Annotated in this window: 30 protein-coding genes; 4 read left to right on the top strand and 26 right to left on the bottom strand. The window is 42.2% G+C overall.

From position 1 onward, the window contains the following. Positions 1–4 precede the first annotated feature (4 nt). The 15 genes from P4S58_RS23130 to P4S58_RS23060 form a co-directional block, all read right to left on the bottom strand. Positions 5–1,189: a hypothetical protein gene (locus P4S58_RS23130; RefSeq protein WP_337166120.1), complete on the bottom strand. Its 1,185-nt coding sequence runs from the start codon at positions 1,187–1,189 to the stop codon at positions 5–7. A gap of 1,323 nt (positions 1,190–2,512) precedes the next feature. After that, a complete protein-coding gene (locus P4S58_RS23125) occupies positions 2,513–3,100 on the bottom strand; it encodes a hypothetical protein (RefSeq protein WP_337166118.1) in 588 nt (195 codons plus the stop codon). 94 nt (positions 3,101–3,194) lie between these two features. Then, positions 3,195–3,545, bottom strand: coding sequence for a hypothetical protein (locus P4S58_RS23120; protein WP_337166116.1), 351 nt, complete (start codon positions 3,543–3,545; stop codon positions 3,195–3,197). Between the two features lie 12 nt (positions 3,546–3,557). After that, positions 3,558–4,283: a hypothetical protein gene (locus P4S58_RS23115; RefSeq protein WP_337166115.1), complete on the bottom strand. Its 726-nt coding sequence runs from the start codon at positions 4,281–4,283 to the stop codon at positions 3,558–3,560. A 152-nt stretch (positions 4,284–4,435) separates the two neighbouring features. Beyond that, positions 4,436–6,220, bottom strand: a complete 1,785-nt coding sequence (locus P4S58_RS23110) for a DUF4942 domain-containing protein (RefSeq protein WP_337166114.1) — start codon at positions 6,218–6,220, stop codon at positions 4,436–4,438. A gap of 203 nt (positions 6,221–6,423) precedes the next feature. After that, on the bottom strand, positions 6,424–7,368 hold the full coding sequence (locus tag P4S58_RS23105) for a hypothetical protein (protein WP_337166113.1): 945 nt from the start codon (positions 7,366–7,368) through the stop codon (positions 6,424–6,426). A gap of 145 nt (positions 7,369–7,513) precedes the next feature. After that, positions 7,514–8,026: a hypothetical protein gene (locus P4S58_RS23100; RefSeq protein ID WP_337166112.1), complete on the bottom strand. Its 513-nt coding sequence runs from the start codon at positions 8,024–8,026 to the stop codon at positions 7,514–7,516. A gap of 93 nt (positions 8,027–8,119) precedes the next feature. Then, positions 8,120–8,506 carry a hypothetical protein gene (locus P4S58_RS23095; protein ID WP_337166111.1) on the bottom strand — a complete coding sequence of 129 codons (387 nt, stop codon included), beginning with the start codon at positions 8,504–8,506 and terminating at the stop codon, positions 8,120–8,122. A gap of 55 nt (positions 8,507–8,561) precedes the next feature. Next, complete coding sequence (locus P4S58_RS23090; protein ID WP_337166110.1) at positions 8,562–8,732, bottom strand: hypothetical protein; 171 nt, start codon at positions 8,730–8,732, stop codon at positions 8,562–8,564. 2 nt (positions 8,733–8,734) lie between these two features. Continuing rightward, a complete protein-coding gene (locus P4S58_RS23085; protein ID WP_337166108.1) occupies positions 8,735–9,172 on the bottom strand; it encodes a hypothetical protein in 438 nt (145 codons plus the stop codon). Between the two features lie 11 nt (positions 9,173–9,183). Beyond that, a complete protein-coding gene (locus P4S58_RS23080; protein WP_337166104.1) occupies positions 9,184–9,453 on the bottom strand; it encodes a hypothetical protein in 270 nt (89 codons plus the stop codon). A 140-nt stretch (positions 9,454–9,593) separates the two neighbouring features. After that, positions 9,594–9,929, bottom strand: a complete 336-nt coding sequence (locus P4S58_RS23075; protein ID WP_337166102.1) for a hypothetical protein — start codon at positions 9,927–9,929, stop codon at positions 9,594–9,596. An 819-nt stretch (positions 9,930–10,748) separates the two neighbouring features. Then, complete coding sequence (locus P4S58_RS23070) at positions 10,749–11,255, bottom strand: Fe3+-citrate ABC transporter substrate-binding protein (protein ID WP_337166100.1); 507 nt, start codon at positions 11,253–11,255, stop codon at positions 10,749–10,751. A gap of 119 nt (positions 11,256–11,374) precedes the next feature. Next, positions 11,375–11,686: a hypothetical protein gene (locus P4S58_RS23065; protein ID WP_337166099.1), complete on the bottom strand. Its 312-nt coding sequence runs from the start codon at positions 11,684–11,686 to the stop codon at positions 11,375–11,377. 273 nt (positions 11,687–11,959) lie between these two features. Continuing rightward, positions 11,960–12,583, bottom strand: coding sequence for a hypothetical protein (locus tag P4S58_RS23060; RefSeq protein WP_337166098.1), 624 nt, complete (start codon positions 12,581–12,583; stop codon positions 11,960–11,962). A 153-nt stretch (positions 12,584–12,736) separates the two neighbouring features. Here P4S58_RS23060 and P4S58_RS23055 point away from each other — a divergent pair, with 153 nt between their 5' ends. Both P4S58_RS23055 and P4S58_RS23050 read left to right on the top strand, forming a co-directional pair. Next, positions 12,737–12,946 (top strand): hypothetical protein, encoded by a 210-nt coding sequence (locus P4S58_RS23055; protein WP_337166097.1) that lies wholly within the window; start codon positions 12,737–12,739, stop codon positions 12,944–12,946. Beyond that, positions 12,943–13,311: a hypothetical protein gene (locus P4S58_RS23050; RefSeq protein WP_337166095.1), complete on the top strand. Its 369-nt coding sequence runs from the start codon at positions 12,943–12,945 to the stop codon at positions 13,309–13,311. The genes P4S58_RS23055 and P4S58_RS23050 overlap by 4 nt, the downstream gene beginning before the upstream one ends. A 151-nt stretch (positions 13,312–13,462) precedes the next feature. On the opposite strand, the gene P4S58_RS23045 is transcribed toward P4S58_RS23050, so the two are convergent. After that, a complete protein-coding gene (locus tag P4S58_RS23045; RefSeq protein ID WP_337166094.1) occupies positions 13,463–13,651 on the bottom strand; it encodes a hypothetical protein in 189 nt (62 codons plus the stop codon). Positions 13,652–13,739: 88 nt separating this feature from the next. Further along, positions 13,740–13,937, bottom strand: coding sequence for a hypothetical protein (locus P4S58_RS23040; RefSeq protein WP_337166092.1), 198 nt, complete (start codon positions 13,935–13,937; stop codon positions 13,740–13,742). 273 nt (positions 13,938–14,210) lie between these two features. Here P4S58_RS23040 and P4S58_RS23035 point away from each other — a divergent pair, with 273 nt between their 5' ends. Then, positions 14,211–14,516 carry a hypothetical protein gene (locus P4S58_RS23035; RefSeq protein ID WP_337166090.1) on the top strand — a complete coding sequence of 102 codons (306 nt, stop codon included), beginning with the start codon at positions 14,211–14,213 and terminating at the stop codon, positions 14,514–14,516. 17 nt (positions 14,517–14,533) lie between these two features. Here the strand turns inward: P4S58_RS23035 and P4S58_RS23030 are convergent, their stop codons facing one another. The 5 genes from P4S58_RS23030 to P4S58_RS23010 form a co-directional block, all read right to left on the bottom strand. Then, positions 14,534–14,806 (bottom strand): hypothetical protein, encoded by a 273-nt coding sequence (locus P4S58_RS23030; RefSeq protein WP_337166088.1) that lies wholly within the window; start codon positions 14,804–14,806, stop codon positions 14,534–14,536. A 196-nt stretch (positions 14,807–15,002) separates the two neighbouring features. After that, a complete protein-coding gene (locus tag P4S58_RS23025) occupies positions 15,003–16,124 on the bottom strand; it encodes a hypothetical protein (RefSeq protein WP_337166086.1) in 1,122 nt (373 codons plus the stop codon). 5 nt (positions 16,125–16,129) lie between these two features. After that, positions 16,130–17,311 carry a ParA family protein gene (locus P4S58_RS23020; RefSeq protein WP_337166083.1) on the bottom strand — a complete coding sequence of 394 codons (1,182 nt, stop codon included), beginning with the start codon at positions 17,309–17,311 and terminating at the stop codon, positions 16,130–16,132. Between the two features lie 307 nt (positions 17,312–17,618). Further along, a complete protein-coding gene (locus P4S58_RS23015) occupies positions 17,619–18,128 on the bottom strand; it encodes a hypothetical protein (protein WP_337166081.1) in 510 nt (169 codons plus the stop codon). Positions 18,129–18,133: 5 nt separating this feature from the next. Next, positions 18,134–18,988, bottom strand: coding sequence for a hypothetical protein (locus P4S58_RS23010; protein ID WP_337166079.1), 855 nt, complete (start codon positions 18,986–18,988; stop codon positions 18,134–18,136). A gap of 143 nt (positions 18,989–19,131) precedes the next feature. Here P4S58_RS23010 and P4S58_RS23005 point away from each other — a divergent pair, with 143 nt between their 5' ends. Further along, positions 19,132–20,001, top strand: a complete 870-nt coding sequence (locus tag P4S58_RS23005) for a hypothetical protein (RefSeq protein ID WP_337166077.1) — start codon at positions 19,132–19,134, stop codon at positions 19,999–20,001. Positions 20,002–20,109: 108 nt separating this feature from the next. On the opposite strand, the gene P4S58_RS23000 is transcribed toward P4S58_RS23005, so the two are convergent. From P4S58_RS23000 to P4S58_RS22985, 4 genes are all read right to left on the bottom strand, one after another. Continuing rightward, positions 20,110–20,598 carry a hypothetical protein gene (locus tag P4S58_RS23000; RefSeq protein ID WP_337166075.1) on the bottom strand — a complete coding sequence of 163 codons (489 nt, stop codon included), beginning with the start codon at positions 20,596–20,598 and terminating at the stop codon, positions 20,110–20,112. 105 nt (positions 20,599–20,703) lie between these two features. After that, complete coding sequence (locus tag P4S58_RS22995) at positions 20,704–21,216, bottom strand: hypothetical protein (protein WP_337166073.1); 513 nt, start codon at positions 21,214–21,216, stop codon at positions 20,704–20,706. 82 nt (positions 21,217–21,298) lie between these two features. After that, on the bottom strand, positions 21,299–21,475 hold the full coding sequence (locus tag P4S58_RS22990) for a hypothetical protein (protein ID WP_337166071.1): 177 nt from the start codon (positions 21,473–21,475) through the stop codon (positions 21,299–21,301). Between the two features lie 58 nt (positions 21,476–21,533). Further along, positions 21,534–21,671, bottom strand: coding sequence for a hypothetical protein (locus tag P4S58_RS22985; protein ID WP_337166069.1), 138 nt, complete (start codon positions 21,669–21,671; stop codon positions 21,534–21,536).

The following is a 21,671-nucleotide window of genomic DNA, read 5'->3' as shown; positions in this document are numbered from 1 at the left end:
CCCCCTACTTTTGACCGATAATACTGTAATAAGTATCTAGACGATCTCTATCTGCCTTTGGCAAGACGCGTCCAACTTCTTGAAGCTTGGCTTTATAATCAAGCAAGATTTTAATATTCTCTCGTGCCCAACGTCCTTCGGCATCACTTCCAACTAAGCAGCGAGGACGCATTTTCAATTTGCGGGTAATTTTCTTCTCAATACCAATTTCAGCCATTACTTTCGCCGATTTTTCAGAGAAAAAGATATTGAGATGGGTGAATTTCTTTCCCTCTTTAGTTCGGTTGTCCTTATCAATGTGCACTTCAAGTTCCGTTTTTCGATTCAATTCATCCGCCAAACGGAAGTTATTGGCATATGCCACTATTGATTGATAGTTGGTTGAAGTAAGAGCGTTGCACTGATTTAAATCAAGCTGAATCATCCAAGCGCCGTCTACTGGCTTTGAGCTTCCCTTGTGCATTAAAAGAAGCGTGTACAGCTTCACACACGCTTTTGATAGTCTCTCCGCGCTTTTTCGTTCTATACGAGTGAAGAAATTACGAAGCAGAAGCATATGTAGAATCAATTCTTCATCCAATACGAAAGTAATACTATGTGCGCTCCAAATCTTACCAACGGACGTAGTATCGCCATTACGTCGAATACTTTCTGAAGATACAACCCGCGTTACGCGCTCCCCTTCATCGTTGCGCACTTGTGTATGAAAAGTGATTTTTGACACTGGATGCGTGATGGTAATATCAAGCGTATTACTTTTCGAAAAGGAAAAGTGCTTAATCGGCTCTTCAAACAAAGCAAGTGAATTCAGAGTAAAGTCCCGATAGCCATTCGTTTCAGTCAGACTGTAAGCCTTAATATAGTCTTTAGCAAAGAGCTTCACTGTACGGTATTTAAGGGGGATATGAGCTTCGCCACGGTAAAACATCTCCAAGAACGCGCCGTCATTCACCAGTTCGTCAGGGTAGATGTCTAACTCCTTCGTAATGCTCTCAAATACGCGCCATGCATCGTTCGACATCTGTAGAAGGTTGGAAATGACATTGTTGGATATGCGGTAGTGCGTGCCCGACTCTTTAACAAAATGATGCTTATACTTCCTTGTTGAATCAACCAAATCCGTAGCTGAACGCTCAACCAGTTCCCCGTTAATAGGGGCATTTTCATTCAGATTGGCAGGTACACTCATCTCGTCACGATCCTTTGTTAGAGTCGGTTTATACATAAATCACTTCGAATGATACATGAAACTCTTAAAATATAGGCAGCAATACTACATGAAGCACTTCGAATGTCACATAAAACACTTCGAATAGTACATGTAACGCTTCGAATGATGCATAGATTACTTAAAATGAGACATCAACAGGCGGGATATACCATGCATGAAATTACTTAAAATAGAGCTTCGAATCATACATGGAAACACTTAACGTGATTGCTGGTGGCGTTTTCGGCTCTACATGGTGGAACTTGGAATTGTTAATGTGCTCACTTTGAATGATACATGAAAGCGCTTGGCATTATACATGGTAGGGCTACAACTCGTAGTAATAACAGTCTTAATAAACAATGAGTTGCCTTCATTTAGTGTAATTGCAAAGGCAAGCACCAGTTAAGAGATCTCTATATATATGTAGTAATAAAAGATCTAAGATCAGAGAAATATAAGAACAATGGGACATTGATGTTTTTTCTATTTACAAACGAATGCCAACAGCACACGTAATTTGCTGATATAGCTCGTCAAATAGATGTTTTAGCACATTGGTTTTTCAGAAAAACGTCAATTTTAAGTGATCCTATGTATAACCCCAAAATTTGAGTTATGTCAGAAGCAGCATTCGAGCAAGTGAGGTGGGAACTGGCTGTAAATGCCTTAGCTAAAGTGAGTGGGAACAATATGTTGTCACACATTTTAAGTAATCTATGTATAACTCGAAATTGATGTGCAGCCTTTAAGAAGCTGGCGCAACCAAATGGTCTATTTTAAGAGATCTAATGTATAACCCGAAACCAAGAAGTACGTCAGCATCTGTAATGGCGCAAGTGAGGCAGGAACTGACTGCAAATACTCTAACCAAAGTAAGTTGGAACAATACGTTGTCACACATTTTAAGTAATCTATGTATAACCCGAAATTGATGTGCAGCCTTTAAGAAGCTGGCGCAACCAAATGGGCTATTTTAAGAGATCCAATGTATAACCCGAAACCATGAAATCCGTCAGCATCATTAATGGCGCAAGTGTGGCAGGAACAGGCTGTAAGCCCCTTAAATAACGTAAGTGAGGAAATACGTTTCCACACTATTTTAAGTAATCTATGTATAACCCGAAATTAGGGCGTAGCGTTTAAAATGGTTTGGCTATCAAATGGGCTATTTTAAGAGATCCAATGTATAACCCAAAAATGAAAAAACCACCTAAAGCTGTCAGGAGTGGAACAGCGATAGGTGGCTTGAATGGGGTGGCGCATGGAGCAAGCGCCATTGTCAGTTAGCTTCACACAAGATCAGCACGCTCCATTAAAAAGGTTCTTCAAGCAAGCGAAGTTCGGCAGTATGCTCTCCCCTTCACGCTTGATACAGCCGAGTTGTCTCATTGCCTCACACTCATACGAGTTCAATGTTCCGTTAAAACGAGGGGATTGCCCCGTTAGATAACGGATTAGCTCCGCTGCATTAGATTCGTTCATTTCACCCAAACGGGCTTTAATCCATTTAAACGTGTCCACATTGTCTTCTATCGTGCTTCGGTTGATAGTATCAACCTCAAGCTTAGCGATAGTACGAGATAAAGAAGATTGAGCACAAATGACACTCGTGAGCATAGATACAGTAGGCAACAACGCCTCTATCAGCTCAACTATGTCACCCGCATCATGCGTATCAACAACGTGAATGTAGTTCAATCCAACCTGAGCATTCAGCTTTCCAGCGGCTAACGCAGCTAGAATGGTGACTAGCTCATCATCGGTAAATCGGTGGCCTCGCACTGGTGCGATTCGAGCCGAATTAACGGACATTTTACGAACACTGTAACGAACGTGACAGTGGTTAGTCGTCGTTGCATCGTTGTATTGGGTACCCAAAGAATCCATAAAATGCCCCAGCAATGTTCGTTGTCTTGATGTGCTAATTATATCGCAACTAAAGATAGTGTGCACTATTTAAATTGCATTTATTTCGATTTTTTTAATGCATCTTCGGTGATGACGATTGCTCGTCTCGTAATTGGTTCGCGAGGGTCAGAGCGTTTAGCCTGACCAACTCATTGAGCTGCTTAGCGTAGCGTAGCGCAGTAGAGTGACATTCACGCTCAGTGGCTCGCTTGATAAGATGGCATAAAGCCCTTGCCTTTCGCTCCGTAACGTGGAGTGCTTGCATTTGCTCCACACTTTTTAAATAAACACCATACTGCGACGCTCTATACTGTTCGCAGTCCATGTACAGAACATAAAGTAGAGCGGCATCATTGTCGCGTTTAGTAATATGACTGATCCATGTGTCTAACATGTTTGGGACTGCCTGAAAATTCGTTGTCATAGTGCATCCCCCTTAATAGCCGAAACGAGCACACACATCTAACCGAGCCTGATTTCCAAACGGAATTGCGCGAATACAGCCTTTACGGTCACACACATTGGTTACGTAGTAAGAATCGTGAAGCGTTTCTATCTTAGCCAATGCCGCTTTATCCTGAGTAAACGCGATGAATGCTTCAGTAGGTACGGTCACGGGGATAGCTTGGCGTCCGATGGTTTCAACATAATTGCGGTGCTCGCGCCCTAGACGGTCTGGTGTAAATGTATTGTCACCTACCTTGTGTTTAAGCCCCACTACAAAAAGACGGATGCGCTCGCCGCCATCGTCTAATTTTGACACTGTTTTACGCAACACGCCCAAATCTGCCGCAGTGTGCAATACTTTAATGTGGTCAACATCTGTAGTGAAATAGCGAGTCCAAGCGAGGTATCGAGCTACTAATTTAGTATCTTTATCTTTGATTAAGATGGAGCGGTTGTATTTCTCCATTGCTTCACCATAGACGTTCTCTAAGTGCCAAACACGCTGATTATCTGGGTGTTTGGTGTTACTGGTGTAGACGGACAACGCACACAATAGCTTTTTGGCCTTCTGTGCAGTGAAGTAATCTTGCTCAGATTTGATAACGGGCGCTTGAGAGAAACTGTCTAAGTGATTTAATAGTGTAGCATAGCGCTCATCTATCGCTTGAGCCTGAGCGGTATCGGTGTAGTACGCAATAACTTCTTGAATGTTCATGAGTGCATCCTGTGAATGTTTTATTTAACTGACGCGTTTAATATAACACACAAACACAATAGTGCACACTATTTTTTTGATTTGTTTTGATGCGCCCTCAACAATGAAAAAGCCCCTAAACGGGGCTAATTGCTATCAAGTACTAATCCTACTTATTGAGTAACTAAACTCAATTGCGCTGGTGAATTCGTCAATTGAAGAACTTTTGAGCCGCAAATCTTCAATGAGTCGCATGTGTGCCAAATCTCGCTCGATATAGGCTCTTGCACATCCGCTTCATACTCGAACTCTTCTTTCGTGCGCACCCAGCCCAAAAGACGGCTACAAGTAACATTGAAGCGCAACATGAATTCTTGCGAGAATTGGATGTGGCGCGAACCGTTTTTGAAAAAGCGAATGATAGCCAGTGGTTCAGGGTCACAATCAGGTTTTGAGCCTGAAACGGTCAGCGTGCCGCCCATTTCTACTTCGGCATAGCATTTGTCCATTGCTAATTCACTGTAACCAAGAAGACGCATAACCACCTTTAAGTTGTCAATAAAAGTGATTGCATCTTTCACCAAGCCGACACCTTTCTCTTGATTGATGTTGACCGTCGCTGAATAGATGAATCGATAGTCCAGCAAATAGCCGCGCTTAGACTCAGCGGAATTGTGCCGCCATTCATCACTATAAACATGCTGGTTCGATTTATAAGTACGTAGGATAGACTTCTCACTGGTCAGTTTTTTAAATACGCTGGTCAAGCTGTCTGACACCATGTTGTTAGCCATCGATACTGCGTAATCAATGATATACAGCGCGTTTAAGTAGGTGAAATCCAATTGCTGCGCTTTCAGGCGGTTTAGCATTTCAGTCTCGTGTGTATCTATCAGGCGTTCTTTGAGCACATCCAAGTGATTGAACATACTTTGCCAGTACACAGAGCGAAATCCATACAATTTATCTTTGATGCCATTTTTTAGTGTGGATGAGTCAACACCCAGCTCAGCAAGTAAGCTAGCATCCAAATTGCCCAGCGTGCGATATTGCTCAATTACATGATTAATATCGCGTTCGTAGCCTTGCAGAAGCGCGGCAAGAACACCTTTTGATTCGACCAACTGATAACTGTCTGACTCTTCATCTTTGAGTGCATTGGTAATGCGCTTAACCTCTGAATTTTCATAAAAAATACGAGTACTTGATCCATAATTATCTTTGATGCCAAGTTTTTTTAAAAAAGTACCGAAGGAGTCATTTTTATACATACCAATAGGAGGGTAATAGCCCTTTTCAGAATGGGTTTTCGCCTCTTGTTCAAAGTTATTAAAAGCAAATCGCACTATATGTACTTTCCCGCGAGCCTCGCGATGAGCCCCAATAAAATCAGACTCAGCAATAATTTTGACTTCAGTGATCCCTCGCGATTCTATGGCTTGTGCTATTTCAGTCGATTCTTGCCAACGAGCAGGCATGATTGCATAAAATAGATTGAAATTTAGCTCCGAGAGGAGCGTGACCATCCAGCGTTCAAACATGGAATAAGGCGCGTTAGTGAATGCTAAATCCGCGCTTTTGCTTACGAAGTTAGTCTCAAAGAATTCTGAACCCAGCAAAGTGATGTTTTTCGCTGCATACGTTCGGCTGTGAGCAAGCGCTTTTTCAATGGCATACATATCGGACGTATAGCCTAACTCTTTGAGATAGTGATGAAGAGAAACTAGAGTAGAGCCGCACCCTGCACCGACATCCAATAGTTTGATGTCATTACTAATAAACTCGTGAGACTCTAGAATTACTTCTAAGTCTTTAGCAATGGTGAGCAATTGTTCTGGTGTGCTCGGATAGTACTCATAGTCACTGTCTGAGCTTTTTAGCTCAGCGACGATTGATAGTGTTTGAGCGCGGGTTTGAGGAACAAAAGGCGCGTTGAAAATTGAAGACCGAGATTGCATGGTGAACTCCGAAGATTAAATTAACTGACGAGTTCAATTATAGCGCAATTTGCAATAGTGCGCACTAGTTTATTTATCAATTATATAATCAGGTCACTATGAGAAAGGAATCAATATAAGGTGACTAAACAATGGGTCTATCATTGGGGTTTAATTAAAAAACTAGCAAGGGACAGCCTTTTGGCTATCCCCTATCAACATGTCTAGTTAAAGTATAAATTGTCTTGATGGAACCACGTTGACACATCTTGAATGTCGCCGTATTTCTCGCGTAACAGTTTAAAACCGTCTAGATGACTCATGCTCCCATAAACGCGACTTGTAAACGACAAGAAATAATGCATAGCCTGATCGCTATTAACTCTTAGCTTAACGCCTGTTACATGGCGACGATCATCGAAAAGAAAATGCGCTTCAGTAATACGCTCTTGCAAAAGAGCAACTAGAGTATTGAGCTGCGTGGCTAAGCTGCTATCTAGCAAAGCCTGCCCCGCTTCTTCTGTGATTGCAAAGAACCCCACTTGTTTATTAAACCCTTCGGTTAAGAACGATTGAATGCAGTCGAGCGCTAAGGCTCGGTTGTGCGGGATATGGTCAATGTATTGCAATAAGCGCTTAACTGCCGAAACTTCTTTTTGAATAGATTCAGGTAAACGATGGTGCTCGATGTAGCCTACGTGCGACTTTTCATACGCTCGGCATGTTTTGAACTTCGCTTTTGCTTCGAGCATGTCTAAATTGCTCGATTTGACTTCTGACAGCCAGTGTTTTGGCACTTGGTCGGCTTCACCTCGCCAATTATTAATAAGCGTTTGGTATTCAGTGCGTACGTACAAGTGATAGTTGTAGTCAATCAGATAGTTGATTGCGCAGTTACGCCAATATGCTTTGTTTTCTGACAGAAAGGACATGACACCAAGCGGTAGAACACTTCGGTTGTTTTCCATGATGCGCTTTCCAGCGTCTGTATCATAGTCTAGATTCAGTGGATCATGTGCCGAATGATAGCTACTTTCAAAATGAATAGGACTAGGATTTAACCAACTGAATTTTGTAAGATTACTGATTCTTTTCGTTTGGTACCACTGAGTAGGACGCGGTTGTTCCTGCAAAGAAGCGTTGCAAAATAGGGTTTGAGAATAGAGCATAATTGAACCTTGTAATATAAATAACTGACAAGGTGATTGTATTACAAAATACAGTAGTGTGCACTATCTTTTTTTGCGGTGAATTAAAGACTGCTCTCATCGAGAAAGCAGCTTTAAGTGTGAAGGTTTAAGTGTGAAGGGGGATTTAAGAAAGTATCATTTCTCGGCCTACCACTTCTGAATCAAGCGACCAATTTCCTTCCTCGCCAGCAGACTGACAACCTTCAATAATCACTTTTATTGTGCCGATTTCGGTAATTTTCCCAACACCTAATGTTACAGGTATCTTTAGGTTTAACCATTCCCCGTCGGTAAGTGGTTGACCGTTTTCAAATCTCTTTAATCCCACGCCAACATAGTGACTACTAGACAGCGTATGACAGTCAACGTTTAACGTTATAGCGCGAACCAAAAAAGGTAGCTTACCTAAATACCGCAAAGACAGCGCAGTGTGCAGCTGCCCCTCTCTTATTTCAGTCAAATTAACCGTTGCATGGAATTTAACTCGCTTTGCTTCAGCATCATCTAAATCTGTTTGCTTGCCTCTGCGCTCACTCCAATAAACGCCGCGCTTTGTAACGATGTAGGTGGCAATAGTAAAAATAACGCTAACGATTGCCACAATGAGTGCCGTATCCAAATTGAAAGAAATATTCATGATGTATACCTATCTTGTTTTTATTATCAGGTTTTTCAAAAAAACGTTTGAGTCTTTGTGTTCGATTAGTCTATCGAGTAACGCTATATGCCCTTAAAGACAATCAATGGCAGACAGCAAACGCACAATCTCGTTTCCTTTGATTGTCAGCTCATTGCGCGATTCAGTGACCAGTCCACGCTCAAGCATGAAAAAAGTCATATTGTCATTGCTAAAGTCACCCGACATCAAACATGTCACCATTGTCTGTTTTAAAGAACGGATCTCATCTTTGGTGTTATGTACCAGTTTTGAATAGCGAATTAACCGAGGGAGGTTGTTCGCTACGAAATACATCCCTATTTCATCGCAGCTAATCTTAGCACTGAACAACGTAGAATCCTTCTTCAGAGTGGCTAACAGTGCAGGGTCACGGCTACTCGTCGCTGTCACCTCCTTGTAGCTAATACCGTTGCGCTTGAGACTAAACAGTTTACTCATTGGTTTTTTTACCTTGTATTTGTTCAAACTACCGCCTAACGCTAGGCGGTACGAGTTATCGGATAAGTTTGCCATTCTCGTCGGTGGTCGTCACCAAGTACGCGTTTTTATCTTCGTGCTCAGTGTGTAACTCATCGGCAACCTGCTCATCTTTTTCGTAAAAGACATCGGTCGGTCTGTTAATATCAAACGACTTTTTGGTTTTATACACAGTGACTTCAAACATACTCACGCCTTCCGATTAGCGTAGTCGCGAACATCATACGATGCAGGTGGAACATTTTTAAAACTGGTGTGCATACAGCTATTAAGTCCAGACAGGTGCAAAAGAACACCGCTTGCTAGTTCGTAAACTGGGCATTTAAACGCGTTCTCCGCGTCCTCATGACTTGAAAAGCTTAATGTAATTGCATAGGCATCAATCCCCTTACTCGGGGCTACAGTGCGCCAGTAGGCGTTACGCTGCAAAAAAGCTTCGGTGTTCACTTCGTCTTCAGATTTACTAAAGATGAGCGCACCAAACTCTACCGCAACAACCTTGCCACCATTGAGTGAAATGGATTCCCCTTGGCGAGATTGCCCGAACCATCCGCGACCTAGGTTCAACTGAGGAGGCGTTTTCTTATAATGCTTAGCGACTTCAAGACGTGCCGTGATGATAGACATTGGCTGATCTCCTACCCTTGCTCATTGACGTTAGATGAAGCTGTGAAGGTCTTCGCTTTGATTTCATCTTCGATATCAAACGAAGCGAGGCGCAAGTCACGAAATACCTTTTCTGCGGCTTTCACGTCATCATTGATGAGCAACTTAGCTGCAAGCGTGTCCTGTTTTTTGGCTTTGCATCTCAATCGCTTAACATATTTGCGCGCACAACTGATTTGATGCTCCAAGTCTTCTAGTGTGAGAATTTTAGCCTTACGCTGCTCAAAAGTGATAATTGACATAAATAGTAACCCTCTTTAATTAACTGACTGTAGCAATTATATCGCAATTAATAATAGTGCGCACTATTGTTCTGCGATTACAATGCATTTTTTTGCGAGTAATGACACTAGGAAATGAAAAGGGACACGTCGCCACTTGCTTATTGAAAAACGATATATTGTTGCTTATGGAATTCATGCAAATGCTGGGCTAGCTCGTCAGGTACGAGTCTTGCGAAATCGGGAGTTAGCACCATGTAGTCGTCCCAAAACTCTTCGTGATTATCGTACGCCTCACGAGATAAAGGCTCGTTGTGACATTCGCCACACAACGCATCATACTGCGCATCCTCTTCACTTTCTGCCATTCGAAACGACGTTACGTGTTTCTCGTAATCACCTAAGATTATTTTTACGGACACGAAATACATTTGTTTCTTTGGTTCAATCTGAACATTGCTTTGTTGTGCTACAGATTCATTGTAAACATGAGACATAACCAGTTCCTCTATAATTGATAACATATTGATTTTATAGAGTAATTATAACAAAACTAGAGCAATAGTGCGCACTATAATCTATGTGAGGTGGAAATTATATCAGTAGACAAAATGGCAAAGGAGCGCCACGCTTTTAAGAAAAAAAGTCTTATTTAGAAAAATCGCGCTGGAACTTTTTCTGAAAAAGTGGCCAACGCGACTGTCGTATGTGGGGCCATACCAGTACCGCTAACGGTTATTTAAGCGGTACGCAGCTGAGAGACAATAAACTCAGTGAGTTGATGAAGGTTACGCACTGGGGACCAATCATAGTGAGGTTCAGCATGATACTGTGAAAATGCCAAAAGTGCTCCGTCCCTACCCGCCACCAATTTTATAGTGGTCATCAGAGGACCATAGACGGTCCCGTGCGTGTCATAGGCACGAATAGCCCCTTTTATAAGACGTTCCAGTAAGTCGGCAAATAGTAGATCGTCATCATTCATTAGCGCATTAACTCTGGTACTGTGATTTGCACGCGAAACTGTTTGACCCCGTAGCCATAAAACGCAAGGACCTTCGTATAGTCATTGTTATACTGCCAATGCTGCAAACGGTGGCCATTTTGTGAGTTCGGTATGTAATCCAAAATAGACTCTATCATGGTGCGTCTCCGTGTTGTGACTCATTATTAACTGACCTAGCTAATATATCACAAACAAAAATAGTGCGCACTATATTTCTGCTGAAATAACGCGTTGAATCTGCGAAATTCATCCGTGGACCTTGGGTGAGCATACCACTCACTGCAATTACACGTTTTTTCAATAAAGGTGGCTATTTTAGGTCAATTGACACAACGCGCCCCATATAAATAAGAATATCGAAACAGTCTTTATGGGCCTCTAGTAACGCTTTCTTTGTTTTTGTATACGCGGCTAATTTACCGTGTTTGTTGATAGAGCAGACGACGCTCCTAAAGGTGCATTTGCCTTCATTGTCGTATTCACGCCAAGAGGCAATATAGCAAGCGTCTCGGCTATCGGGGTCATCGATTGTAGGGCGCGGCTTGTAGATGATTTTTGGCTCTAAGCTATGAGGTAAACGCGTCATCAGATACGGGTCTTTTAAAATGCGTCGCCAGTGTGGACCCCACATTTCTTTGCCCAATTCGTTTCTCAGTTTAACCGCCTTATTTAACCCCTTTGAATCGCCTATACGAATATAACCTACAGAGCGGTGCAACACGCTATCGTCGGGTGTGTGGATATGTATCTTGTAAGCTGTTTTTCCTTTAGATATAAACCGATGCCCTGTGTTTGTTATGAGATTGCTTTTTGTCATGGTACGTACTGCCAAAACTGAATTGTCTGAGAAAAAGTGAGTTTAGGGACCTTAGTAGCAGGTCCTCATAATACAAGCCTATGCAGGCTGACTAGATAGATTGCAACGATTAACGACCTTTAATTTACGATAGGTTCTGGAAGTTCAAAGCTATCACATAGTGATTGATACTTTGCTACAGTAGACAGCGCACGAGCATCCTCTAATGAGTCACACAGTTCAATGATATCAAAACGAGCAATAGCACGGAGAATGCCTAACAATTCACACTCAGTAAAGGATTCAACAGGACGCAATTTGCCCTTGTCATCATTCATCATATCAAGCGCATAAACACGGTCATATACCTTCTTGAATAAAGCTGATAAATCGCGGATAGGCGATATTGATCCGTGGAATGGTTTCTCATCAATCTGAATTAAATACTTCATAGTGGCAACTCAACATTATTAAATTAAGATATAATATACAATAGTGCGCACTATTATGCAATTAATAATTATCCCATTTTGTATAAAATTTAATAATGTCCATGTAAATAATTTTAAATAGTGCAATATTGATTAATATTCACAGGTTTTTCTAAAAAACAAAATATTAATGTCAACTACATTACTTTAGATTAAGGCATCTGCATTTTGCCATTACCAATCAAATAGATGAACTAAGTAGGTAAATCAAAATAAGTAGGTAAATCAAAAGCCTTACCCATTAGATATTGCAGAGTGAGAACACTCAATAATCAAATAGCCGCTCTTATAACTAATGATGCGCGAAAACTGAAAGTATCCCGAAGTCTCTTTCTTAATTTGCTCTGGACTGAAACCAATTTGGTACGTGCCTCGCGTAGTCATAACACCATCTTGATAGATATTCCCAGACTCATCAGTTTCATAGTGAGCAACGCCGCGAATCCCTGTATCTTTGTCGCTGCGTACGGCGAAGTAAGCTCGACCATCTTTACGCGTAGCGTCTGCCATCTGCTGATAGACAATGGTACGAGCACGTAAAGGCAACGTATTTACCACATAGATAGCGATTGCGGTAACGAAATGATGGCCAAACAACTCTAACGATAACGGTGCATAGGTGTAGTCATAATCCGTACAGTTACCCACTTCCGCTCGAATGCGAGCTGAATCCGTGTCGTACTTTCCTTTCCCAAAATTAAGCACAGAACCCTTAATGCAGCCACATTTCAATAATTGGCGCAAAGGAACACTTTCTGATTTTCTATAAATACTGGTTTTTGCACTAACTTTAAAATCAGAAATAATTGACTCTGACAGGTCAGAGTAATCAGTTTTATTTATTTTCTTATTATGCATATGCAAATACTCTTAATGTAATTTTTAGATACATTACAATAGTGCGCACTATTGCGCAATATATATTTATGTGGTAAATATAAATTTAGAAATTAATAAGTAAATTTGCTAATATTTCGCTTGTTAAACGACAGAGAGCCGTTTGGGGATGAGATGAGTATCTACAACGACATTAGGATGATATTGTTAGCGACCATTGCAGGTGCTTGCATCGCTGGTGGTTCATACATTGCACATGCAGATGGGCACAAAGGTAAGATCACTTTTTTGGATGCTGAACAGTCCTCATTCGATTGGGACAAAAGTGGTCAACAGGGTTGCGAAAACCCATCAAACAATATTTGTAAGAGGGAAATGAAATGAACGTGATGGTCGAAGTGTTAGACAACAGTGAATTATTGGTTTCAATCGGAGGGAATAGAAAGACGCAGTTTAGTGTGGAGCGACATTCAGATTACACAGCTGTGGTAGACACCACAAGTACGTCGAAAGAAGCATACACAAGCGTCACGAACGCCGCAGAGAGCGTTATCGAAGCCATAAGGCAGCACTATGGCTCACTATCAAAATATGTGGTGTACAAAGACACGATGGGCCATTGGGAAAGATTGCTACACGATGGTAAGAAGCATGTCGGCTTCGCGCCACTTGAAAAAGGGACGCAGCACGTAAATCTTAGTGTCGAACAAGCCATTGAACTCACGGCTAGACTTGCATATAACGAATAGGCTTATAGGGCTTGTTCGTTTATTTTTGTAAAACTCTGGAAATGAACTAGAGAAGATTGCTACACAGCAACCGAATAGGTCCCTACTATCCCCTACCACTCGATCATAGCAATTATGATACTTTGTTTCATTCAGTGGCCACGAACTTAGGTCAATCATTCTCCGCGTGGATATTAGGTAAAAAGTCAATCGCCTTGGGGCCAACGGCCTCGTAGCTGCTTAGCTCAGCGTACAGTTCTTCAGGTGTTGTATTGCGAAGATATTCATCCAGTAGAGCTAAGGGATCGATGGGTGTTTTAGGCGCACCTGACAGGCCATTATTCGACTTGTTTTCATTCATTTCTTATAAACCTTATAACATGCAAGTGTAATGGAGAGTGTAATCAAACTGATTGATAAGTCGAATCATAAACAGCGTAGAGCCGTGACTAATCATCCCACAGCAGCAGTCGTTTGGGTTTCGCAGTAGAGTCACCCAGCAGCACAAAGTGGCTACTGCGAACTAGCACAGCCATCCGCGGGTATTTTAATTGAAAATTGGAAATGTACTCATCAACAGAACCATCGGCAGTAAGCTCACCATTCTTAATCAGACCACCTTTGACATTTAACCATTGTCCCTTCATACATCCCCCACATGAAACCCTTGTTGAAAAATAATCCCCGCGGCGACAAACACACGGGGATTAACGTAAGGTTGTGCGTACAGTAAAGCGAGTCGTTAAACCAAGGAGTAAACTGAGCCATTTAATCCTAGTGATATCGAGCATAATGAAATGAAGATAGACTAACAAAACGCCAATTAATTTTATATTATAGTTCTACACATATTCAATAAAAAAGTAGTAGAGCGCATGTCTGTATCCATTCTGATCCTACACAATGGCAAGGAAGTACTAATGAATGAAAGAAAGGTACTGAACATCCCATCACGAACACGAGCGGTCAACACTGTAGGCGTGCTCAGAACCAACAAAAAAGAGACAGAGCTGTTTTATATGCAATTTGGTGGCGTAATCGATGAAAGTGAGCTTGGAAAATATCGACGATTAAAAGTCATGAATGTACAGCGTTTCTATTGGGACGAACAAGGGCAATCCGTGCCCTACTACATACCCGCTGGTGATATCGTTGTGGGGGCTTTGGTCAACGATAAGTGCGTGATAGCAATTAGAGACAACGCACCACTTCATTACAAACCATAGAACAGAGACTGCTAGTGTTATTTACCAACGTTAGCATTCGCCTCAAAAGTAGCGTAAAACTCTTGAACATCACCACCCAACTGAGTAAAGAGTACTTCGATCGCTGCTACGATAGTATCCTTCTTCGTTGTCTCTTCTTGACCTAGCGATTTCGCGTAGAGCGACATGGTTTCAGTCAGCAACGCATCATGATGAAATTCCAAATAGCCACTCAAGCGAGGTTTTTTTGCTCTCGTAGCATCATATTTTTTTTGGTTTCGTTGTTGGCGAGAGCCTTCCCAATCAGACATAGATAAATCTCCAAAAGTCGTGTAAGTAGCACATGGCAGAGTAAGCTTGTACTACTGCCATACCCGTTAATTACAACTTAACATAGTGCGCACTATTGAACAAGAAGTATAGTGAACGTGGTTTTTCTGAAAAACACAAACGCACATAAGGTGTTGAAAATAATAAACAAAAACAAGGTGTCCCTCGAAGGGATTTTTACAAACCCTTACTCTGACAATACTCATTAATGAGGTTCATAATACTTGCCCTTTCTTCTTCGGGCACATGAGAAAGCTCAAAGCGTGCTTTGTTTTTGGTGACGGAAACCATTTCAATATTGATTTTGCCGTTTTGGTAAACAGGAACTGGCTTGCTTTGCTGTTTAACGCGAGACTTCGGATTCTTTAAGTTTGCGGCGAAGCTCTTGAGTTCAGTGATTACCGAAACGTTGTCACCAACAGCACTACTGTCAAGCGCCTCAACGAACTCATCTACTTTTTTGTAGCTTGCAATCACTGACACGGTTGAGTTAATCGTATCGACATTACTGCTTGAGCAATCCTTTAACAGCAACAAAGATTTAATGCTCTCTGGCGTATCGCGGTAGAACTTAACTGCTCGACTAACATCTGATGTACTGTACTTACGATGGCGACAAAGCTCTGCTTGTGACCATCCGCGATTAGACATTATGTTTGAGTAAAGCTTACCTTTGTCGTAATAAGAAAAGACCTTTTTCTTATCAGAGGTACCAACCAACCACTGGATATCTTCATCGGTGGGCTTACTATCCAGAATATCGACCTTAAGGCCAGCTCCACCAAAGATAGCAGCGGTGAGTCGAAGTGAACCGTCTACAAACGAAATTTTGTCATCGTCATCGATGTAAGCCAATGCAGGTTGAGCTTGGTGTTCGTTGGAAATTTCATCAATCAACCACTCAAGAGCTTCACGCGTGCGTTCAGATTCGTGACGAACGTTTTCTTTATCAACGACGCATTTGGTTTTCAGCTCTTCATGGCTAAGGTCAGTACAAACTACGACGTATTGATTGCCGCTAGGTGTCTTGATCGTTCTCGATGATGAGCCACCTGTTGGTAAAGAAATACCCATATGCATGGTTAGGAAATCAACCATGTCTAACCCACTACGAGCGACCTGCTCCGCTAACTTATTACCAAATCCTTTTGCTCGCAAAAGTGCCGCGCCTGAGTCGGTATCAACACCAGTAGGCATAGATGGCGCTACAGGTGCGACAAAAGTGGTGTCACTATTTGGCTGTTGCTCTCGCAGTTTTGCTGCCTGTTGTAGTTTCAAAGCACGATCTTTTGAAGACACTGTTACTACCCCTTATTCCATACCTGTTGAATGTGCGCATGTAATTCGCCAACAAATGCATCCGCATTCAGTTTAGCTTGGTCAAAGGTTTTTCTTGGACCTTTATAACTGGACGCTGACACTTCATAGATGCTGTATTTATCTGAGGAACAACGACGAACAGCCTCAGAATGGTTGAATTTGTTCGCCATAAGCAACGGACCAAAATGATTTTGTAGCTCGCCAATATACTCTAACGCAGTATCACTGTTAGTGTTGTTAGTGATCAGCATTTTCACAAAATCATAGCCTTGATGACCAGCACCCATAAGGCTTGCGTACATGTCGGGAATGAATGTCATATACTGATACGTCGCATCGGTGTCGTTCTCATTTGCGCCTAGCGGGAATAAAACACTCGTACCAGCCATGTAAGCGTTAATAGAACCAAAGCCAAAACTCGGTGGAGTATCAATAAATACAATGTCGAAGTCATCCGCGATTGCATCAATGACGCGAGACAAACGAGTGTAGGGGTCTTGTAACTGACCTTTGGCATTCAATGAATGAAAGACGGACTCAATATTTCTGTCAACTTGATCAGAGCGGATAATCTTCAGGTTTGGCGTAATGGTGTCACAGATGGAATTACGAACGCTTTTAACGAACTCAGGGTCGTTAGGGTTCATACTGATTAATTCACCAATCGTTTTACGTTCAACATTGTCAAGTGAAGGGTGGTAGCTGGATAGCGTACTTTGGCCATCCATATCGATGATGAGGATGCGGTATTGCTGGTGGTATTCGACAGCTAGGCCAGTAGACAGTGTAACAACAGACATTGTTTTGCCCACGCCGCCTTTCTGGTTTTGCACTGTAATGACTTGCAGCTTTTGCTCAGGAGAACGTACAAATTTTTTATGGTTGACCTTCAAGATGGTGCTTGGAGGGAGAGCGTCACGAATCGCGTACATTTGGTTAATGTATAAGTTCCAAGGAATGCCAAGATCTTTATCTTGTTTCCAATCGATTCCTAACTCACTAGCAACTTTCTCAATCGTACGTTCATCGCATTTTAGATAGCGACCCGCTTCTGTGCGATTAAAGCTACGAGGCAGCTTATTACGAAGCTGTCTGCGTCGTTGCAGTACATCAAGCGCAGTACTACCCAAAGATTCCATTAAATCGAGTGTATCATTGGCATTCATTATTTCTATATCCTTTGTATAGGGTGATTTGATTATCATGCAACACAAAAGGCATCATGTAAACCAAAAGCACTACATAAAAATAAAAGTGCAGCATGTAATTTCGCATGAGATCACACATTGCCAAGACAACCCCAACAAGAGAGATTGATAATTAGGGAAAACAGGCAAAACGCAAATAACGCTAACCTACTGAAATATAATGAAAATACAAAACAATCCCTCGAAGGGACATTTTTGTGAAAAGCTAGGGGCGAGATGCATGGGAAGATGAACGCCACATCAACTGTAGCGTACTTAAGAGAAACTAACGTAAGTAACTGGCCTTAATAAGATTGAGTGTATCTGCGATTGTTTGTTCATACCCCAGCGAGTTCTTAGCCAATTGCGAAGCAATCAACCGCAATAGTGGATAGCGGTCTTGATATGAAAACGTAATGCTTTGCGTCCTCTTCGCTCGGCCATTGTCTGCTGCCATATTAATGTTTGTCGTTGAATCAGGGTTATTGTTTAGATAGAGCACCTTCGCCTCTGTGGACGTTGGCGCACGAGTACCATCCACTCTAATATTCCCTTTAAGCCCCATAAGCCCTGCACAAACAGCTGCCATCGCAGACTCATCAAGCTGCATCGCAATCTTTGCAGAAAAGTCAGGGTAGCGAGTACCCTCAGAACTATTCTCAATGAGTGGTGCGACAGTGATGTTAATCAACTCCCAACGCCTCTTTTGCTTCATTACTGGAACGCGCTGAGCTTGGATAACGGCGGTATTCGTGTATAGCTCAATCAGTTCACCGAATTCGGGTTCGTTCATCATAGACTTTACCCCACATACTTAGAGCGGTACTGAAGTACATCAAATGACCAAGTAGACAAGCATACATCTAGCTTTTTCTGCTCTTCAGAGCGAGTCAATGATAGACCTAGTGCTTGTACAGACAATCTTAACGCTGCCTGCATAATTTCATTATGGACAAGCTCATCAATCGCGGAGCCCTGCAAACAAGCAGAAGTGGTTCGAGCATACTTTGGCTTAAACTCAAATCGCTTGGTTAGTAAGTATTCCTTCGTTATCGAACGGCGATGAACTCCCACATTGACAATGACGTTCCAACCATCCGAGGAAGAACGGTCAAAATAGAAAAGCACTTTGTGACGCAAACTGTTTATCATTGATATCTTAACAGGTTGAACATGCCTAATGGCTAGTATTTCGCTGACATGCGCTAAACACTGAGTCAATACTGCGGATATTGTGTTGAATACATACTCCAATTCATCATCAGAACGTTGCTCCCGATTGTCTGCATCCAAGAATGGATCAGCGTAATTGGTTCGCGCCTCAATCGCAGATAGAAACTGCGCCTTATGGGGTGAATCATAGTATTTATCTACAAGATGAGAGAGCGTACCAATGACGATAGGAAAACAATAATCGGACACCAGTATTTTGGGAAAAGTGAGCACAGAAAAATGGCCGACGACACTAAGTTGCGGTAGTGCTGGTAGACGCCACATTTCTGCGGCGAGAGAGGCATCATTGTGCACTAAACGATACTTACACGAATCAGCAGTTCCTGAAACAGACGCTTTAATCAGGTCAACAAAATCACAGAGCAACTGATGACCTTGCTCTGTCCGAATCACGCGATACTGAATATTAAAAATACCTTGCATTTCATTATTCCTACGTTCAAATCGAGTTAGCCCCAATTGAAACTAAACACGCGTAGAACGCTGTTATTACTGGGATAGCAGAGAATTATGATATAGTATTTATAGCAACAAAACCATTATCAGCACAACAATTGGGATTCCACATGATCACCAAAAAGACTTCACCAGATAGACTTATTCGCGATGTACAAAAGACGCTTGCTTTACCAACTCCACCCGAGTACATCATCAGCAATGGCAAGGTCGAATCAGGTCAATACCGCGTCGAGAGCTTTGATTTGCCAGCTGTAGCAGGATACTGGTCAGCTTCACATGATATGCAAAGTAAAGGGACCGTCCTGAAAGCAGGTAAAACCACCATAATGAGCACGACACCATTAGAGGTAGAATCGCACGTCATGGCGCAGTACAGTGCAAAGGGCAGAGTAGTGATAGCGGGGCTGGGGTTAGCGATGATTACCATGTCGCTACTTAAGAAAAAGTCAGTGACAAAAGTGACTGTTTTGGAAATTGATGAGGCGATCATCTCGCTGTATCCCGATATCCTAGCCGAACAAGAACAAGAGATTTGGAAGGGTGCAGTGGCGTCAGGTCGCTTGAACATTGTGCAAGCGGATTGTACTAAACCGCTACCATTGGATGTGATAGAGAAGATAGGAAAGGTCAACTACATGTGGTGCGACGTGTGGAACAATTTAGGTTCAAATGAAGCAATGCCAATCACTGAACTGCTGTGTGCTCAACTCAAGCCACAACAATGCGACTGGTGGGGTTGGGAGCTATTTGTAGCAATAGAAGCAATTAAGTTCAATATCACATCAAAGGCAAAGAATAACTACGCGTTAAGCAATAAGGTCATGCAAGCGCTCAAAGAAAAATCACCGATTCCATTGAGTCTGTATAACCTAGATGCCAAAGCTTTTAAATTGATGTCAATGCTTGTGTTTATTGCGGCAAAGCAAACAGCCATTTTGGAAAAGCAAAGTGAAAAACGCCGAGTAAAGGTTTTCTAGAAAAACTGCTCAATAGGTGACAAGGTAACAAATTAAATCTAGAGAGATCGGTGAGGGATTTGTGGGGAGCGTAAAGTAGATATGAGATCCATTAGGGCGCGTAGTGTGTTAAGACAGACTACGACCCGTTTCAGTAACATTCCATACTTTCAAATCACCATTGCATGAACGCAGGCACACAACATCGTAGTCGTTCCGCTCGCCATCAGCAAACTCAAGATAGTCTACGGGAAAGGACACCAAGTAAAAGTCGCTATAGTTGTCGCTGTAAGTAGACATTGCTCCCCAAGCTGAATAACCAGTGCCGCTGAATGTGCTTGGTATACCTTTACCTACGTGGAAACCATCAATGTTAGATAGGGACCAAAACTCTGGCGATTTTGGAAACGTGGCCAAAAGGGATTCGACAGCCTGAACCCAACGCAATTGCGCTGGCGTAAAATCCTTACCCTTCGCTGAAAAAACCTCAACACTACCATCACCAAGTGAATTAATCCGTAACGTAAGTGCCTTTGGCATCTTAAGCATTGTAAGTGTGAATGCATCGAGCCAATCTTTTTCCACTTGGTGGAGTACTATTTCTTCGGGGAATCTCATGATCGAGTAAGTCCTAACTGGAAGGCGTTTAAAAAGGAGTAGCGCATTCTTAAAGCATCACATGAGTAATCAGATGGATGCTAACAAAAACTGGCCGAAACCATATTAGTTGTCTACAAGTGCTGCCTGTTCTTTTTCAACTAACTGGCTTGCGAGTATAATTTGAGACAATCTGCAAACATCTCTTCTAACCAAACCTTCAGAATCTGCCACAGACCGTTCGATCCAATCTGAACCACCTTTAATGCGGTAGTCATTGGGTTCGATTAACCAGACAAATTCATTGTTAACCGCAAATTTTCCCAGCACATGCCAGTTAAAGAATAGGTTAGGATTATTCACTATTGCTCGACTCAATTGGGATGCAAACACATAAGGCGCGGTAAATACCACGTAAGGTCGAAGCCAGTGAACCGTGGGTCCAAAAAGCATGTTAAACAGTTTGGGTTTATCTAGGGTGTTTGCATGTCCTTCACAAGAAGCCAATGGCTTAGCCCCCAAAGACGCCAACACATCACACAAAGGAACGATTCCTGCCTCGACCAGCCCCCGAGCCTTTGCTTGCTCATAATTGGGGTAGTTGGCCATACTATCCACACTTAGATCTATATCGTTCATCTTTAAATCCATACTGTTTCCAATCAGTGAGCTGCACAGTAATAGCCGCTTACGCTTTGCAAAAGCGGCTGACGAAATGACCTCAGTTAATGTGACCACATTGAGCACACGGCTCACATGTTTGCTCTTTATCCTGATGAACGCAGATACAGCAAGGAAAAGAGAAACCAAGCGGGTGATTCTCGAACTCAAGCTTGCTGTTGTTCACTTTTAGCAAGGCAATCAGTTCATCGGAGTCGAAAGTTTGATTATTAGCCATATTAACCTCATTATTTGATAACTCTTTAGTTTGCCAAGGGAGTCCTATCTAACCCACTTCACTTGTCTAATAGCTTCTGTAAGCAAAGCTGGCGACCATGATTGCGGCGAATGACATACTCTTGAGATTGAGATGCGCCGAGCTTAATAGCCAGCTGCACACGTTTCAATAAGCGTTCTCTTTTTGAATAAAACAT

The organism is Vibrio sp. Hal054 (assembly GCF_037162405.1).
Lineage (GTDB): Bacteria > Pseudomonadota > Gammaproteobacteria > Enterobacterales > Vibrionaceae > Vibrio > Vibrio diazotrophicus.
The sequence above is the reverse complement of the archived record's forward strand: the minus strand, read 5'-3'. Positions and strand labels throughout refer to the sequence as shown.

Excerpts from the sequence above, each read along its gene's own strand:
- P4S58_RS23030 (WP_337166088.1), bottom strand. The coding sequence starts at position 14,806 with ATGTCTGATTGGGAAGGCTCTCGCCAACAACGAAACCAAAAAAAATAT.
- P4S58_RS23040 (WP_337166092.1), bottom strand. The coding sequence starts at position 13,937 with ATGAAGGGACAATGGTTAAATGTCAAAGGTGGTCTGATTAAGAATGGT.
- P4S58_RS23000 (WP_337166075.1), bottom strand. The coding sequence starts at position 20,598 with ATGAGATTCCCCGAAGAAATAGTACTCCACCAAGTGGAAAAAGATTGG.
- P4S58_RS23110 (WP_337166114.1), bottom strand. The coding sequence starts at position 6,220 with ATGCAATCTCGGTCTTCAATTTTCAACGCGCCTTTTGTTCCTCAAACC.
- P4S58_RS23090 (WP_337166110.1), bottom strand. The coding sequence starts at position 8,732 with ATGTTTGAAGTCACTGTGTATAAAACCAAAAAGTCGTTTGATATTAAC.
- P4S58_RS23055 (WP_337166097.1), top strand. The coding sequence starts at position 12,737 with ATGAGTATCTACAACGACATTAGGATGATATTGTTAGCGACCATTGCA.
- P4S58_RS22995 (WP_337166073.1), bottom strand. The coding sequence starts at position 21,216 with ATGAACGATATAGATCTAAGTGTGGATAGTATGGCCAACTACCCCAAT.
- P4S58_RS23065 (WP_337166099.1), bottom strand. The coding sequence starts at position 11,686 with ATGAAGTATTTAATTCAGATTGATGAGAAACCATTCCACGGATCAATA.
- P4S58_RS23130 (WP_337166120.1), bottom strand. The coding sequence starts at position 1,189 with ATGAGTGTACCTGCCAATCTGAATGAAAATGCCCCTATTAACGGGGAA.
- P4S58_RS23115 (WP_337166115.1), bottom strand. The coding sequence starts at position 4,283 with ATGAACATTCAAGAAGTTATTGCGTACTACACCGATACCGCTCAGGCT.
- P4S58_RS23015 (WP_337166081.1), bottom strand. The coding sequence starts at position 18,128 with ATGATGAACGAACCCGAATTCGGTGAACTGATTGAGCTATACACGAAT.
- P4S58_RS23010 (WP_337166079.1), bottom strand. The coding sequence starts at position 18,988 with ATGCAAGGTATTTTTAATATTCAGTATCGCGTGATTCGGACAGAGCAA.
- P4S58_RS23125 (WP_337166118.1), bottom strand. The coding sequence starts at position 3,100 with ATGGATTCTTTGGGTACCCAATACAACGATGCAACGACGACTAACCAC.
- P4S58_RS23045 (WP_337166094.1), bottom strand. The coding sequence starts at position 13,651 with ATGAATGAAAACAAGTCGAATAATGGCCTGTCAGGTGCGCCTAAAACA.
- P4S58_RS22990 (WP_337166071.1), bottom strand. The coding sequence starts at position 21,475 with ATGGCTAATAATCAAACTTTCGACTCCGATGAACTGATTGCCTTGCTA.
- P4S58_RS22985 (WP_337166069.1), bottom strand. The coding sequence starts at position 21,671 with ATGTTTTATTCAAAAAGAGAACGCTTATTGAAACGTGTGCAGCTGGCT.
- P4S58_RS23100 (WP_337166112.1), bottom strand. The coding sequence starts at position 8,026 with ATGAATATTTCTTTCAATTTGGATACGGCACTCATTGTGGCAATCGTT.
- P4S58_RS23080 (WP_337166104.1), bottom strand. The coding sequence starts at position 9,453 with ATGTCAATTATCACTTTTGAGCAGCGTAAGGCTAAAATTCTCACACTA.
- P4S58_RS23120 (WP_337166116.1), bottom strand. The coding sequence starts at position 3,545 with ATGACAACGAATTTTCAGGCAGTCCCAAACATGTTAGACACATGGATC.
- P4S58_RS23075 (WP_337166102.1), bottom strand. The coding sequence starts at position 9,929 with ATGTCTCATGTTTACAATGAATCTGTAGCACAACAAAGCAATGTTCAG.
- P4S58_RS23105 (WP_337166113.1), bottom strand. The coding sequence starts at position 7,368 with ATGCTCTATTCTCAAACCCTATTTTGCAACGCTTCTTTGCAGGAACAA.
- P4S58_RS23095 (WP_337166111.1), bottom strand. The coding sequence starts at position 8,506 with ATGAGTAAACTGTTTAGTCTCAAGCGCAACGGTATTAGCTACAAGGAG.
- P4S58_RS23020 (WP_337166083.1), bottom strand. The coding sequence starts at position 17,311 with ATGAATGCCAATGATACACTCGATTTAATGGAATCTTTGGGTAGTACT.
- P4S58_RS23085 (WP_337166108.1), bottom strand. The coding sequence starts at position 9,172 with ATGTCTATCATCACGGCACGTCTTGAAGTCGCTAAGCATTATAAGAAA.
- P4S58_RS23060 (WP_337166098.1), bottom strand. The coding sequence starts at position 12,583 with ATGCATAATAAGAAAATAAATAAAACTGATTACTCTGACCTGTCAGAG.
- P4S58_RS23070 (WP_337166100.1), bottom strand. The coding sequence starts at position 11,255 with ATGACAAAAAGCAATCTCATAACAAACACAGGGCATCGGTTTATATCT.
- P4S58_RS23050 (WP_337166095.1), top strand. The coding sequence starts at position 12,943 with ATGAACGTGATGGTCGAAGTGTTAGACAACAGTGAATTATTGGTTTCA.
- P4S58_RS23005 (WP_337166077.1), top strand. The coding sequence starts at position 19,132 with ATGATCACCAAAAAGACTTCACCAGATAGACTTATTCGCGATGTACAA.
- P4S58_RS23035 (WP_337166090.1), top strand. The coding sequence starts at position 14,211 with ATGAATGAAAGAAAGGTACTGAACATCCCATCACGAACACGAGCGGTC.